The organism is Anaerostipes caccae L1-92 (genome assembly GCF_014467075.1).
GTDB lineage: Bacteria > Bacillota > Clostridia > Lachnospirales > Lachnospiraceae > Anaerostipes > Anaerostipes caccae.
Genome location: NZ_AP023027.1, coordinates 1,979,686 through 1,993,788, shown reverse-complemented (window position 1 = coordinate 1,993,788; position 14,103 = coordinate 1,979,686). Strand labels below are relative to the sequence as shown.

Below are 14,103 nucleotides of genomic sequence, written 5' to 3'. Positions count from 1 at the left end.
TCAAATATGCCGAAATATAAATATAAAGCGAAAGACAGTAGTGGAAAGTTGTCAAAGGGTGTCCTGGAGGCTGCCGATGAGCTGGCCTTATACCAGGCTCTGAGAACAGACGGAAAATATCTGGTTTCCAGCAAAGACTTAGAGGAAGGAAAATTAAAGTCCAAAAGAAAGATGAAGGCATCTGTGCTTGCAGATTTCTGCAGACAGCTGGGGACGCTCTTAAAAGCAGGCGTTTCCTTGGTCCGCTCCCTGAATATCATCGCCAACGAGATCGGAGTCAGAAGCACCGACAAAGAGACGTATCAGAATCTTTTAAATTCCATCCGCCAGGGAATTCCTCTCTCAGAAGCTATGGACGAACAGGGCAGGACGTTTCCGGTGCTTTTGGTCAGTATGATGCGCTCTGCGGAGGCCAACGGAAACCTGGACCAGACCTCACTGCGCATGGCGGAGCATTATGAGAAAGAAAACAGGCTCAACGGAAAAGTCAGGAATGCTATGATTTATCCGATCGTTCTGTCTGTACTGCTTGTAGGTGTGATCATTTTCATACTGTCATATCTTGTACCGCAGTTTCAGGATATTTTTGATACGATGGAATCCCTGCCGCTGCCCACTGTGATTTTGCTGGGACTGAGCGGAGGAATTCGGAAGTACTGGCCGTTTATTCTGCTGATTTTGGCGGCTGTGATCTTCGGAATCCGTCTCATACTCCGCATCCCAAAGGTGCGCTGGAAGAAAGACCAGCTGAAACTGAGGCTTCCGGTGATCGGAAAGCTCTTAAGAAAGATTTACACCGCAAGGTTCGCAAGAACGCTGTGTTCCCTGTATTCCAGCGGGATACCGATCATACAGGCAATGCAGATCGGAAGCTCAACGGTGGGAAACCGTTATATAGAAGAACAGTTCGGTCAGGCTGTCGACTCTATCCGCAGAGGAGAGTCCTTATCAGTTTCCCTGATGGAAATTGACGGGTTTCAAAAGAAACTTTCTTCGGCTATTCAGGTAGGGGAAGAAACAGGAAGTCTGGACGAAATGCTGGATTCCATAGCAGAAAGCCTTGAATTTGAGGCGGAGAGAGCTTTAGAGCGTCTTGTGACACTTTTGGAGCCGGTTTTGATTATCCTGATGGCAGTGATCATAGGATTTGTAGTGGTGGCAGTCATACTGCCGATTTATGAATCTTACTCTACGATTGACCAGGGATATTAAGGGGGGGCTTTTATGAAGACAACAGTATATTTATCGAATCACAGAGTGCAGATCGCTGTGGGGGAGGCAAAGAAGAGCAAAATAAAGATTCAGAACCTGGTACAGTTTGATCTCCGGGAAGGAAGTCTGATCAACGGAGTCATCACATCGGAAGACGGGCTGAAACATCAGCTGGAAAAAGCCTGGGAGAGCCACGGCATATCAAAGAAGATAAGTCTCGTCATAGACAGCACGCAGATTGCCGCAAAGCTCATGACGATTCCGAAGATGAATAAGAAAAAGACACTGGAAACAGTAAGAAAAGAATTGTCAAGCATTGAGAATCCGGAAAAGTATGTTTACGATTACCGCGTCTGCGGCATGGATAAAAAAAGCGGTATGGCAACAGTGCTTGGGGCGGCAGTACAGGAATCAATGTTAAAGAGTTATCTGGATGTATTTGCGGCCATGGGCGTGGAAGTAGAATCGGTGGATATTGCCCTGAATGCCCAGCTGAAAGCTTTTGACCGTATACAATCTTTGAAAAACGAGACCTTTATATTCTCAAAGCTCGATGCGGAGATCCTGATCAGCACCTTATTTGTGCAGGGTGCCTATAAATATCTGAACCGCACAAGGATTTTTGCAGAGCATGGAACCGACGGGATTGCCACAGAAGTCGGGAATACGACAAGTTCTATGATCCAGTTCCTTGCCACAGAGCAAAAAGGAGAAAAAATTAAAAGCATTTATTTGGGAGGCTTCCCGGAAGAAGACAGAAGAATCCTTACAGCACCTCTAAAGGATCTGGGTCTTCAGGTCGGACAGTCTTTTCCGCTGACGGGATTTGACATGCCCGACCAAAAGGAATTTTTAAATTTTATTTTTCCAATCGGTGCTTTTCTTTCAAAGAAAGGTCAGGACATCGACTTTGCCCAGAAGATCAGGGCCAGAGAGGATAACAAAACGTCTTCCAAAGTATATCCGGGTGTGTTTGCAGCGGCGGGTGCTCTGGTTTTGTGTATTGCCGTGTCAGCCGTCCTATTTGCCATGAATACGGTTAACAAGTCAAAGATCAGTGAAATGGACGCTTATATTGAAGACTCTAAAAATGAGGCAGACTACACCAATGCCAAAAATCTGGATCTGGAATTGGCAAACAAGCAGACAGGAAAAGAGCAGTTTGCAGTCGTAAAACAAGTTTTGGAATCTTATCCCCAGGCGAATTCAAGGGTGGAGAAGATGGTCAGAAACAGCGCCGGGACAACGGTTTCCATCACTGTAGACCGGTACGATTCCTCCACGGGAATGTACGAATTTGTCGCCATGGCTCCGAAAGTTACGAGTATTTATGATTTTATCAACCGTCTGAAAAAGTCTGAACTGTTTGCGGATCTAAAATACTCGGGCTACAATTATACAGAAGAAACAAGACAGTACGATATTCATATCAGCACTTATCTAAGTGAAAATGCAGGAAAGTAGGTGGATCAGCTATGGAAATAACGAGTCGTGACAAAAAAATATTAAGTGTGCTTTCCGTCGTGCTGATCCTCGTGGTCTTCGGAAACTTTGTGATCCGCCCGCTCCTTGCACAGCGCAGTGAGCTGGCTGAGGAATTCAAGGAAAAGCAGCAGACAAAAGAGACAATGGAGACGGCCATAGCCTCCATTCCCCAGAAGGAGGCCCGGCTGAAAGCTTCCAGGGCAGACTTTGAAAAGGAGACAAAGGATATTTATCCGATGATGGAGTCCCATAAAGTGGAGCGTATGATCACGAAGCTGATCTTAAACTGCGGACTTTCCTCCAGAGATTTTGAGATCTCTGCAAGGCCGTCTGTCAGCGTTCTCACGCCTTACATCGAGTCTTCTCTGGCAAAGAGCCTGGGAGTGAAAAGCAGCGGCGACAGCACAGCGGAGGACAGCAGCAAGACCGCTATTTCACAAAATGTACTCTATTCCTATCCTGTATCTGTCAATATTCTCGGTACAAAGGCGAATGCCAAAAAATTGATCGATAAAATATATGCGGATTATCCTTCCATTCGTATTGTGAGTTATGGAATGAGTTCAGAGACGGCGTTGACCACATCTAATAAAGTGATCGATGCGTCGACTCTGTCCTTGGTGCTGGAAGTCTATATGTGCAGGAAGTAATATCTGGAAAGCGGGGGAGATTATGAAGAATATTCCAATTGGAGAAGTTTTGCTGCAGTATGGATATATAACCAAAGAGCAGATTGACCAGGCGCTGGATTATCAGAAGGAACATCCGGGCAAGCGGCTGGGCACCATTTTGATGGAACTTCAGTTTATTACAGAACAGCAGATGCTGGAGGCTTTGGGGCAGAGGCTGTCACTCAGCCACATCAGTCTGGGAAGCTACCCGGTGAACAGCGAGGCGGTGGAAAAAATACCGCGGCAGCTGGCTTTTAAATACAACATTCTGGCTGTAGATATGAAGGATCATCAATTATACATTGCCGTGAATGATCCGCTGAATTTTTATGCTATGGAGGATATCCGCCAGCTGACCGGCATGCAGCTGAAAGTATTTCTGGCAGAACTCAGCCCTCTGAAAAAGGCCCTGGAATATTTTTACGCGGAAGTATCCGCAAGGCAGGCGGCCAGACAGGCTAATGAGACGACCCAGGAGGCAGAGGACATCTCCTTTTTGGACGACATGGATGAGGAGGCTGACAGCGATGCGCCAATCATCAAACTGTTGAATACTCTGGTGCTCCGGGCGTACAATACCAATGCCAGCGATATTCACATCGAGCCTTTTGAGAAAGAAACTGTGGTCAGGATGAGGATTGACGGAACCATCGTAGATTATGTGACGCTGAAGCGTTCCCTTCACGCATCTTTGACGGCCAGAATCAAGATCATGGGCGGCATGGACATAGCGGAGAAAAGGATTCCCCAGGACGGACATTTTAAAATGCGTCTGGAGGAAGACAACATCAACATGCGTGTATCCGTTATACCAACGGTTTACGGAGAAAAATCAGTGCTGCGGCTCCTGAGCAACCGGACGCCGATCGATCATAAAGAGCATTTCGGCATGAACAGCGAAAATTATGAGAAATTCCAGTCGCTTCTGAAATCTCCCAACGGTATTTTATATATAACAGGACCGACGGGAAGCGGAAAATCTACGACCCTTTATATGGTTTTAGAATATCTGTCCAAGAGAAATGCAAATATTTCCACGATCGAAGACCCGGTGGAAAAAAATATCGCAAGGGTCAATCAGATGCAGGTAAATAACACTTCCGGATTGACATTTGAAACGGGGCTTCGGGCGTTGCTCAGACAGGACCCGGATATTATCATGGTAGGGGAGACAAGGGATGCGGAGACTGCTTCGATTTCTGTCAGAGCCGCTATTACAGGACATTTCGTCCTTTCTTCCCTGCATACGAATAATGCAGTATCCTCTATTGTCCGTCTGGTCGACATGGGAGTGGAGCCGTATCTGGTTGCCAATTCCCTGATTGGATTGGTGGCTCAGAGACTGGTCCGGAAAGTGTGTCCGGACTGTGCCAAAAAAGTGAGGACCACAGAAGAGGATAGGAAGATTCTCGGAGAGGACATTGAGTATGTGAAAGAGGCAGTGGGATGTTCTAAATGCAGCCATACCGGATATCAGGGCCGTATCGCAGTCCACGAGATCGCGGTGATCGATCAGGGCATACGAAAAATGATTTCTGAGGGCAGACAGGTGGATGAAATCCAGGACTATGTGACGAGGGAGCAGGGCATGAAGACGCTGAAGGAAAGTGCCGCAGATCTCGTAAAAGAGGGGATCACTACAATGGAAGAATTCTGGAAGATTGCTTATTATGTATAGGAGGCGTTTATGACAATAGAAGAAATGATCGGCATGGCCAGACAAAGGGATGTATCGGATATTCATTTGTCTGAAGGGATGCCCGTTGCTTTTCGCAGCTGCGGACGCCTTGTGGACAGCAGAATCGAACTATCTGACGATGAGATCAGACAGATGATCTTAGGACTCCTGCCGGTGGGACAGAGAGAATTATTTGACCAGGGGGAGGATGCGGACTTTGCGCTCCAGACCCCTGATAAAAACCGGCAGAGGATCAATGTTTTCCGCCAGCAGGGAAAGATTGCGGCGACGATCCGTCTGCTCAATGATCATATTCCCACACTCAGTGAGCTGAAGCTTCCGAAGTGCTTAAAAGATCTGGCTGACCAGCCGAGAGGCCTGATTCTGGTCACCGGTCCCACGGGAAGCGGAAAGTCTACCACACTGGCAGCTATGATCGACTATATCAACAACAGCCGGGCGGAGCATATCATAACGATTGAGGACCCGATCGAATATGTCTATGACAGGCAAAAATCAATTATTCATCAGAGAGAGACCGGTGTTGATGTGAAGGATTTTGCCTCTGCGCTCAGATCTTCTCTGAGAGAGGACCCGGATGTGATTCTGGTAGGAGAAATGAGGGATTACGAGACGATCTCAGCGGCTCTGACAGCGGCAGAGACCGGACATCTGGTTATGTCGACTCTTCACACTACAGGGGCTGCTCAGACTATCGACAGGATCATCGATGCCTGTCCCGGAGAAAGTCAGAGCCAGATACGGACACAGCTTGCTGGAGTGCTGGCCGGAGTTGTGACCCAGTGTCTGATCCCGACACTGAGCGGGATGGAGAGAATCGCCGCGACGGAAGTGCTGATCGGCACAGACGCGGCGCTGAATCTGATCCGGGAAAATAAATGTCATCAGCTGAATACGATCATGCAGTCCGGAATGGCACATGGAATGCACACGCTGAACCGGGATCTTTCAAGACTGGTGGCGGAAGGTACTATATCGAGAGAATCGGCAAAGAAGTATACGAATGATATTCAGGACCTGGAACAATATCTGTGACATTTTCTATATGATTCCCGTTCGGCTCTTAGAATGCCTCTCTACAATCATATAGAAATGGATATAATGTCTGCAGGATAGAGAAATCATTCCGGAATGATTTCTTCTTTCTGCCGGCAGATAATCGGCGAAAATGTCCTGAAATTTGAAAAATATGATTGCAAATAATCTTGAATTGTTGTAATATATAACACGGACATTTAAATTACCGCTTTGCATCAGTAACTCAGTGGATAGAGTGACAGCCTCCGAAGTTGTTGGTCGCAGGTTCGACTCCTGCCTGGTGCATTTTGGAAACCGCGTATTTACGCGGTTTTTTCTATGTCCAAAAGTTTTGAGTGATATTTCGTGTGATACTTTTACTATACGGCATCATCCATGGAGTTCAAATTTGCAATCTGAGCTTCAAAAAAAGTATCCACTTTGGTGTCCGCTTCCTGGCGGTTTTTTGAAAATGTATGTCTGTACACCTTCTTCATAACCTTATCTGTTTTCCATCCCCCTCTCTCCAAAAAGTATTTTTCTGGAATACCAAGTAGATGCATGACAGATGCATTGATATGCCGCAGTCCATGGAACGTGATCTTTGGTAGCCCACTTTTTTGTATCATATAAGCAAAGCGGGAGGAAAGTGCCCTGGCACTTAATGATACAAGGATATCTCCGTGAACTTCATCCACTAATTTTTTAATATAGGGTGGCATTTTATGCCTCCGGAGACTAGTTTCCTCCTTTGCATCCGTTTTACGGACATCTTCCCGGTCCAGGGATACGACTACCTCCCTAATGGTGATATAGCCCTTATAGATGGATTTTGACTTCGTCAAACCCCGGATCTCTGACATCGTAAAACTAAACCACATGGTCAAAATGATATTGTATAAATAAAGTTGACACTCCATTCTCAAGGATTTGGTATATAAATAAAAGAATAAGGAGTGGACAAAAATGGCAGAAAATAGGCAATATGATCACGAGTACAAAGTACAGGCAGTCAAACTCCCAAAAGAAATTGGACAAGCGAAAGCTGCCAAAGAGCTAGGGATCCCCAAGAATACAATGTATGGCTGGATGAGGGCCAACCGTCTCGGCAATCTCGATCTTGGAGCAGGCTCACAGACCCCTCAAAGCGCTATGACGCTTAACGAAGAGCTCATCCGGCTCCGTCAGCAGGTTAAGGAACAGGACAAAGAAATCCGCCGCTTAAAGAAAGAAAATGACTTTTTGGAGAAAGCCAGTGCTTTTTTCGCCGCGAGCCGTCTGAAGTCAGCAAAAACGAAAGAATGAAGTTGATTGCTTTTTCAAAAAAAGACGGCGGATTGAAAGGAGAAATCGCTTTTTATTGCAGGATGCTGCATGTCAGCAGACAGGGATTTTATCAATATCTTGTTAATAAAGACCGTCCTTGGAAGTATCAGCCTCTGGCAGATGTTATGATGGAGATCCATGCGGAAGACGAATGTAATGACACCTAGGGGCGGATTCGTATGTATCAGGCGTTGATCCTTAAACAGCCTGAAAATATTGATATACCAAGTGAACGTACGATGGAAGCTGCATAGGTACAGAATCCTTGTGGAAAATGTGTCAACTAATCTTGACAAAATCATAATGTGAACTGTCCTCTCATTCCATGCAAATACAGAGAAAATTCGGGACTAGATGACCCTACGGGTAAAAGTGATACTGAGTTCAAAAAAAACAATACATCCCATTCATGCTAAAATTCTTGATTTAGAAGAAAAAGTAAAGAAAAAAGATTTCTGTAACTAAAAATGCCACTAATTTAGCTCGCACAAACTATATGGTTTGTGCGGGCTTTTTAATGCCTTTCCCTTTTTAAAAATGGTATAAGCGTATATTTACGTTTATATATTTCAGCCAATAGCAGAAAGGAGTTTCCCATAGTTAAAGATATCGTACCTGCGCTTACATTACTTGCAAATTATAGATCCTGAAGGTAAAATGCCATGAAAAGCTGATTTCATACAAATTCAATAAGGGTGCCTATAACGAAGTGGAATCTATCTATATAGAGAGGAAGTTGAAAATGAAATATGCGATTGGCCGCAGACTGATTGCTTTTACCTTGAAATCCCTGCTGATGCGGCACTGTCCGCAGAGCGTTTGGATGTTGGATTCTGGACAGACAAAGGAGCCTGTGACGACACTGCGGCTGCGTTTCTTGTAAAGATGCAAGGCAAGGAAGTATTCCTCTTTGGTGCCGCTGGTTTTGGAGGAGAAGCTGCCTATTTTGAAAAAATACTGAAAAACACTCTACACAAACTAAACAGTAGCAACACCATTGTCTGCACTCATATGTGTCAGGGGAAAATGCCTATGTCTGTGCGAGAGCGCTATGAGAAAATGCTCTCCGCGCCCATTCATGCTCCCAATTTAGAAGGAATGATTGAAAACTTTGATAAGGCTTTTTCTCACCCTGACGAGACAGATTTGATCGAGCTGAAAAATGCTGCATCAAAGTAAATTGCAAGAAAAAAGCAAGAATATAAACATAGCATTTTCATGGCACTATGTTAAAATATACTTACTTATACTTATAAAGGAGGGAATGTCTCGTGTCAAAAGCAACACTATTTGACAGTCGTATCAAAAAATACGCTTACCGTGAGGCATCAGAAATATATCGAGACATTGGCGCATCTCCGGATGGTCTACCCATTGAGCAAATCGAGGCGATGCGCGAGAAATATGGAGTGAACGGCTTCACTGAGCGAAAAAACGATACGACGATGCAACGATTGCGACGGGCATTTATTAACCCGTTTAATGTGATTCTTTTTGTTCTGGGCATTGTTTCTCTCGTTACGGATGTTTTCGTAGCCTCCAATTTTGCGAGAAATGCCACCACCGCCATTATCATCTTTTCCATGATCCTAATTAGCGGTGTAATTCGTCTGATTCAGGAGCTGCGGGCAAAGAGCGCTGCTGCTCAGATTGACCGCCTGATTCATGAAAGCGTCACGGTGAGGCGCGATGGGGAGTTAATGGAGATTCCCACCGAAGAATTAGTGGTCGGGGATCTTGTTCTATTCTCCGCAGGTGATCGTGTTCCGGCGGATATCAGATTGACGAAGATCACGGATCTCTTTATCTCCCAGGCTGCCATCACCGGCGAGAGCGCCATCCTTGAAAAGAGCTGCCGCAAACTCAGCTACGGCGAGCAGGAGACGCTGACACAGCTTGAAAACCTCGCTTTTATGGCAACAACTGTCATCAGTGGCAAAGGCGAAGGAATTGTGCTGGCCGTCGGCAAAGACACGCTGTATGGTAGCTTTACAAAGCCCGATTCTGACGACAAAAATTCCTTTCAAAAGGGTGCCAATTCCATTGCCTGGGTCATGCTCCGCTTCATGGCAGTGCTGGTGCCGATTGTGTTTGTGCTTCTCGGTATCACAGGCGGAAAATTGCTGGAGTCCTTTGCTTTTGCTCTGTCGGTGGCCGTCGGACTGATGCCCGAAATGCTGCCCATGGTTATTACAGCCTGCCTTGCCAAGGGCAGCCTTGCCATAAGTAAAAAGCAGACGATCATCAAAGACATCAATGCCATGCAGGGCTTTGGAAGTATGGATGTGCTTTGCATGGACAAGACTGGCACGCTAACCAATGAAAGTATCCTGCTGGAATATTACATGGATATTCTCGGCAATGAAAATACGGAAGTTCTCGATCTGGCATATCTGAACAGCTCCTATCATTCCGGCGTTCGCAACACTATTGACAACGCAATTCTTGCCTGTAAGACTATGCCGGGTTGTGAAACCCATTATACTGACCTTTTGGCCCAGTATCAAAAGGCGGACGAAATTCCCTTTGACTATGCCCGCAAGTTTGTCAGCACCCTTGTGCGAGATAGCGATGGTGAGTGTCAGCTCATTATGAAAGGTGACATTGGGCATATCGTTTCCCGTTGCAGCCATGTGGAATATCGGGGTGAAATTCTGCCGATTGAAAAGGATGGGATGCAGAGCGTATCTTCTGTGGTAGATGATATGCTCCAGGATGGTATGAAGGTCATTGCTATCGCACGGAAAAATGTAGGCCATCAAAGCAAAATTACACCCGTTGACGAATTTAATATGACTCTGGTGGGCTATCTGTCTTTCTTTGATGCGCCCAAGCAAACTGCAAAAGAATCCGTGGCAGCCCTCAAGAGGTTAAAAGTAACCCCTAAAATTCTGACGGGAGATCAGGCGGCCATTGCGGTGTCTGTCTGCCGCCGGGTGGGAATCTCCGCCGAGGAAATACTGACAGGTGCGGAGCTGGATGAAATGACGGACAGTGAGCTTAGCACGGCGGTTGAGAAAATCCATGTTTTTGCAGAGCTTACTCCCGGACAGAAAGTGCGTCTGGTTTCCGCTCTGCAGGAAAACGGCCATTCGGTGGGCTTCATGGGCGACGGCATCAACGATATTCCGGCGATGAACGAAGCGGATGTCGGTATCTCTGTGGATACCGCTGTTGACGCCGCCAAGGATGCAGCGGATGTAGTTTTGCTGCAAAAGGATCTCAATGTGCTAGAGCAGGGCATTCTGGAAGGGAGAAAGACATTTACCAATATGCTCAAATATATCAAGATCACCGCCAGCTCCAACTTTGGTAATATTTTCGCCATCGTATGCGCCAGCGCATTTTTGCCGTTTCTGCCCATGACATCCATCCAGATTCTGCTTCTGAATCTGCTGTACGATATTTTGTGTATTGTTCTGCCTTGGGACAATGTGGACGAGGAAGAAATCCTGTCTCCGAGAGATTGGTCGGGCAAAACTTTGGGACGGTTTATGATGTCATTCGGGCCGATCAGCTCTCTATTTGATATTGCGACCTTCTTGTTCCTGTATTATTTCCTGTGTCCCATGCTGTGTGGAGGAGCAACTTATCTGAATATTACCGATCCTTCTTTGCAGCTTCAGTATGTGTCACTGTTCCAGACGGGGTGGTTTTTGGAATCCATGTGGACACAGGTGCTGATCTTGCATTTTCTGCGAACACCCAAAGTTCCTTTTATGCAGAGCAGGTCATCTACACCTGTGATTTGCATAACGCTTGCCGGAATCGTTGCCTTTACAGCTATTACCTTTACCAGCGGTGCGTCGCTGTTCGGCCTGACGAAGCTGCCACTTTGGTATTTTGCATTTTTGCTGATCGTAGCGCTTGTGTATATGCTGCTGACTACGGTAGCCAAATATTTCTATAAGAAAAAGTACCATGAGTTGATTTGAAAGGAGGAATTCATCGTGAAAAAGAATATCAGTTTTATCCCTATGGATTCCGCCCTTGAAATTTGGATGCTGGAAAAGCTGATTAAAGAGCCGCCGAAAAGTGACTGTGCAGAAGATTTACTGTCTGGCATCCGGGATATGATCAGCGGGGAGGTATCTTCTTTGCTTTTGGGAGCATCAGAAGAAACAGAGCTACCTGCCGGTATTCTGTCGGACGGGATTCTAATTGGAGAATTGGAGATTCATCCGAAAAGTAGAAAGGTTCTGCTGAAAGGTTCAGAAATCAGCTTGACCCCAAAAGAGTTTGACATTCTGTATTTTCTTTCCCAGAATCGGGGCGAGGTCTTTACTAAAGAGCAGATTTATCGTGCAGTCTGGGAAGAGGATTATCTGCTGGATGACAGCAACATCATGGCATTTATCCGAAAACTGAGAAAGAAGATTGAGCCTGATCCAGATGCGCCGAAGTATATTTTGACTATCTGGGGCATCGGGTACAAATTTAATGACCAACTATAACATAGGCGGACTGAGACCACTTTCGGTTTCAGCCCGCCTAAATTCTTGTCAAATCGCAAGGAAATCGCAAGGTTTTCGCCATGGGAGTCACCTTGCGATTGTTGTATTATTAAGCCTGTGCCTGTTGCAAGGTATTGTTCCGCGGCTTCAGCCGGTATACATCTCAAACATGTATGAAGAGAATAAAGCCCAAAGACATTTTGAGAGCGGCATTGGACCGCTTTGCCATGATTATCAAAAAGAATTATAAAAGAAGGAGGTATTAAAGTGGAGAGTAAATCGAATCCCGATAATGCCGCACAAAAGACTGCAATGCACGTTTCCAGTATCAGTATCATTGTAAATCTCCTTTTGTCTTTATTTAAATTGATTGCCGGAATCATCGCAAGATCTGACGCCATGATCTCCGATGCAGTTCATTCAGCGTCCGATGTGCTTAGCACAATTGTGGTTATCGTTGGAGCAAAAATGTCGAGCAAGGAATCCGATGCAGAGCATCCTTACGGACATGAGCGTATTGAATGCGTATCATCCATTATCCTCTCGGGTGTGTTGCTGGTAACGGGAATTGGAATCGGAATTGTTGGGTTGAAAAAGATTATTGCCGGCAGCACTGGGGATGATTTGACAGTTCCGGGAATATTGGCGCTTATGGCCGCCGTAGTATCCATTATTGTAAAGGAGTGGATGTACTGGTTCACCAGATCGGCCGCAAAGAAGATTAATTCCGGCTCTCTGATGGCAGATGCGTGGCATCACCGTTCAGATGCCCTATCTTCTATTGGTTCGTTTGCGGGGATTCTGGGGGCAAGGCTTGGCTATCCTATTTTAGATTCAATTGCCAGTGTTATCATTTGTGTGGTGATTGTGAAGGTGTCCATGGATATTTTCCGTGATGCTATCAATAAAATGGTAGATCATTCCTGCAATGATGCTACTGAAGATAAACTACGAAGTCTGATTGCCGCAATCCCTGAAATAAGGCGTATTGACCTGCTACAGACCCGCCTGTTTGGTATGAAAATATATGTGGATATTGAGATTGCCGTAGATGAAAACCTACGGTTAAAAGAAGCGCATTATATTGCTGAGCAGGTTCATTACTCAATAGAAAATTCCTTTCCAGAAGTAAAACACTGCATGGTTCATGTAAACCCAGCAAGCACTGTATCCGATGGCAGTACAAAGTAGAACATAGCAATCTATGAACTATTATCAACGTATTATTCTTTAAAATCTTGCCAAATCGCAAGGAAATCGCAAGGTTTTCGCCATGTGATTCTCCTTGCGGTTTTTATATACTGTTCGTGGTCGAAGGGAGGCGATTCGCATGTTTTACACCGATTTTGTTTTAAGAAACTCCCTCTCCTTGGCGCTTGGCTTTCTGATTGAATTGGAACGGCAGCTAACCGGCCATCCGGCAGGTATTCGTATCAATGTTCTGATTTGCATGGGAACCAGCTTCTTTACCTTGTTTCCAATGCTCTATGGCCCGGATCAGGTATTTCGTGTCGGGAGCAGTATTATATCCGGTGTTGGCTTTTTATGCAGCGGTGTGATTTTCAAGGACAGCGGAACAGTGCGTGGAATGAATACTGCGGCAACGCTATGGTGTACAGCTGCCATTGGCATTCTTGCAAGTACAGGGATGTATGCAATGGCAATCACCGCTGCTGGTATTTTGATTGGCTCCAACTTGATTTTGCGTCCTCTTGCAAGAAAGTTGAATCCAATCACTGCCGGTGATGAATCTGAAAAACAATATCGTATTTCGGTCACTTGTCAGGAAGATGCAGAGCAGGAAATTCGTCTGTTGCTTATTAACAGCAATCCTTGCAAAACGCTGTTCCTGGATAATCTGGAAAGCGGCGATGTTGTTGGTGACAAGGTTGAGATCATTGAGGAATACTGTTCTGCTAGAAAGCCTAAAAACAATGTTTTAGAGGGAATCGTTGGGCAGGCATTGGCAATCCCGGAAGTTGTAAGCGCTGGTTGGGAGGTGTTGTGAGTGAAGACGAAAATCAAAGATCACAAACTGGCAATTTTCTTTGCACTTTACTCCGTGTTCACAATAATATGCGGGTGTTTAAGCTGGATGTTCTCTAAACAGAGGATTTTGATGTTTCAGATGTGGTATCAGGTAACTGCTGTTATTTGGTTTATCCTTGCTGTTACAGTGATCATACTGCTCACCAGACTTCTGAGACTAAAAAATGAAATAAAATATTGGAAGGAGTGA

The 14,103-nt window shown here is 45.5% G+C and carries 14 protein-coding genes, 1 tRNA gene and 1 pseudogene; 15 read left to right on the top strand and 1 reads right to left on the bottom strand.

The window, feature by feature from the left end; all coding sequences use genetic code 11:
- Positions 1 to 6 precede the first annotated feature (6 nt).
- The 6 genes from ANCC_RS09795 (at position 7) to ANCC_RS09770 (ending at position 6,390) form a co-directional block, all read left to right on the top strand.
- Positions 7 to 1,212, top strand: a complete 1,206-nt coding sequence (locus tag ANCC_RS09795; RefSeq protein ID WP_006566786.1) for a type II secretion system F family protein — start codon at positions 7 to 9, stop codon at positions 1,210 to 1,212.
- A 12-nt stretch (positions 1,213 to 1,224) separates the two neighbouring features.
- Entirely contained in the window at positions 1,225 to 2,676 is a 1,452-nt protein-coding gene (locus tag ANCC_RS09790) for a pilus assembly protein PilM (protein ID WP_006566787.1), read from the top strand.
- A gap of 11 nt (positions 2,677 to 2,687) precedes the next feature.
- Positions 2,688 to 3,347 (top strand): type II secretion system protein GspM, encoded by a 660-nt coding sequence (gspM, locus tag ANCC_RS09785; RefSeq protein WP_006566788.1) that lies wholly within the window; start codon positions 2,688 to 2,690, stop codon positions 3,345 to 3,347.
- A gap of 22 nt (positions 3,348 to 3,369) precedes the next feature.
- Positions 3,370 to 5,046 carry a GspE/PulE family protein gene (locus ANCC_RS09780; protein ID WP_006566789.1) on the top strand — a complete coding sequence of 559 codons (1,677 nt, stop codon included), beginning with the start codon at positions 3,370 to 3,372 and terminating at the stop codon, positions 5,044 to 5,046.
- A 9-nt stretch (positions 5,047 to 5,055) separates the two neighbouring features.
- Positions 5,056 to 6,102 carry a type IV pilus twitching motility protein PilT gene (locus ANCC_RS09775; protein ID WP_006566790.1) on the top strand — a complete coding sequence of 349 codons (1,047 nt, stop codon included), beginning with the start codon at positions 5,056 to 5,058 and terminating at the stop codon, positions 6,100 to 6,102.
- Positions 6,103 to 6,317: 215 nt separating this feature from the next.
- Positions 6,318 to 6,390, top strand: a tRNA-Arg gene (locus tag ANCC_RS09770).
- Between the two features lie 74 nt (positions 6,391 to 6,464).
- On the opposite strand, the gene ANCC_RS09765 is transcribed toward ANCC_RS09770, so the two are convergent.
- Positions 6,465 to 6,929 carry a site-specific integrase gene (locus ANCC_RS09765; protein ID WP_147342250.1) on the bottom strand — a complete coding sequence of 155 codons (465 nt, stop codon included), beginning with the start codon at positions 6,927 to 6,929 and terminating at the stop codon, positions 6,465 to 6,467.
- A 121-nt stretch (positions 6,930 to 7,050) separates the two neighbouring features.
- Here ANCC_RS09765 and ANCC_RS09760 point away from each other — a divergent pair, with 121 nt between their 5' ends.
- From ANCC_RS09760 to ANCC_RS09725, 9 genes and pseudogenes are all read left to right on the top strand, one after another.
- Entirely contained in the window at positions 7,051 to 7,389 is a 339-nt protein-coding gene (locus tag ANCC_RS09760; RefSeq protein WP_006566792.1) for a transposase, read from the top strand.
- Positions 7,386 to 7,652: pseudogene (locus ANCC_RS09755) on the top strand (IS3 family transposase); the annotation flags it as partial. The gene ANCC_RS09760 and the pseudogene ANCC_RS09755, both read left to right, overlap by 4 nt.
- Positions 7,653 to 8,152: 500 nt before the next feature.
- Entirely contained in the window at positions 8,153 to 8,293 is a 141-nt protein-coding gene (locus ANCC_RS17640; RefSeq protein ID WP_006566794.1) for a hypothetical protein, read from the top strand.
- Positions 8,230 to 8,589 (top strand): flavodoxin family protein BilS, encoded by a 360-nt coding sequence (gene bilS, locus ANCC_RS09750; protein ID WP_006566795.1) that lies wholly within the window; start codon positions 8,230 to 8,232, stop codon positions 8,587 to 8,589. Before ANCC_RS17640 ends, bilS begins: the two co-directional genes overlap by 64 nt.
- A gap of 92 nt (positions 8,590 to 8,681) precedes the next feature.
- Positions 8,682 to 11,345: a magnesium-translocating P-type ATPase gene (gene mgtA, locus ANCC_RS09745; protein WP_006566796.1), complete on the top strand. Its 2,664-nt coding sequence runs from the start codon at positions 8,682 to 8,684 to the stop codon at positions 11,343 to 11,345.
- 15 nt (positions 11,346 to 11,360) lie between these two features.
- Positions 11,361 to 11,864: a winged helix-turn-helix domain-containing protein gene (locus tag ANCC_RS09740; RefSeq protein ID WP_006566797.1), complete on the top strand. Its 504-nt coding sequence runs from the start codon at positions 11,361 to 11,363 to the stop codon at positions 11,862 to 11,864.
- 267 nt (positions 11,865 to 12,131) lie between these two features.
- The gene (locus tag ANCC_RS09735; protein ID WP_006566799.1) at positions 12,132 to 13,055 is read left to right on the top strand and encodes a cation diffusion facilitator family transporter; all 924 of its coding nucleotides are present in this window, start codon (positions 12,132 to 12,134) and stop codon (positions 13,053 to 13,055) included.
- A 139-nt stretch (positions 13,056 to 13,194) separates the two neighbouring features.
- Positions 13,195 to 13,872 carry an MgtC/SapB family protein gene (locus ANCC_RS09730; protein ID WP_006566800.1) on the top strand — a complete coding sequence of 226 codons (678 nt, stop codon included), beginning with the start codon at positions 13,195 to 13,197 and terminating at the stop codon, positions 13,870 to 13,872.
- On the top strand, positions 13,873 to 14,103 hold the full coding sequence (locus ANCC_RS09725; RefSeq protein WP_006566801.1) for a hypothetical protein: 231 nt from the start codon (positions 13,873 to 13,875) through the stop codon (positions 14,101 to 14,103).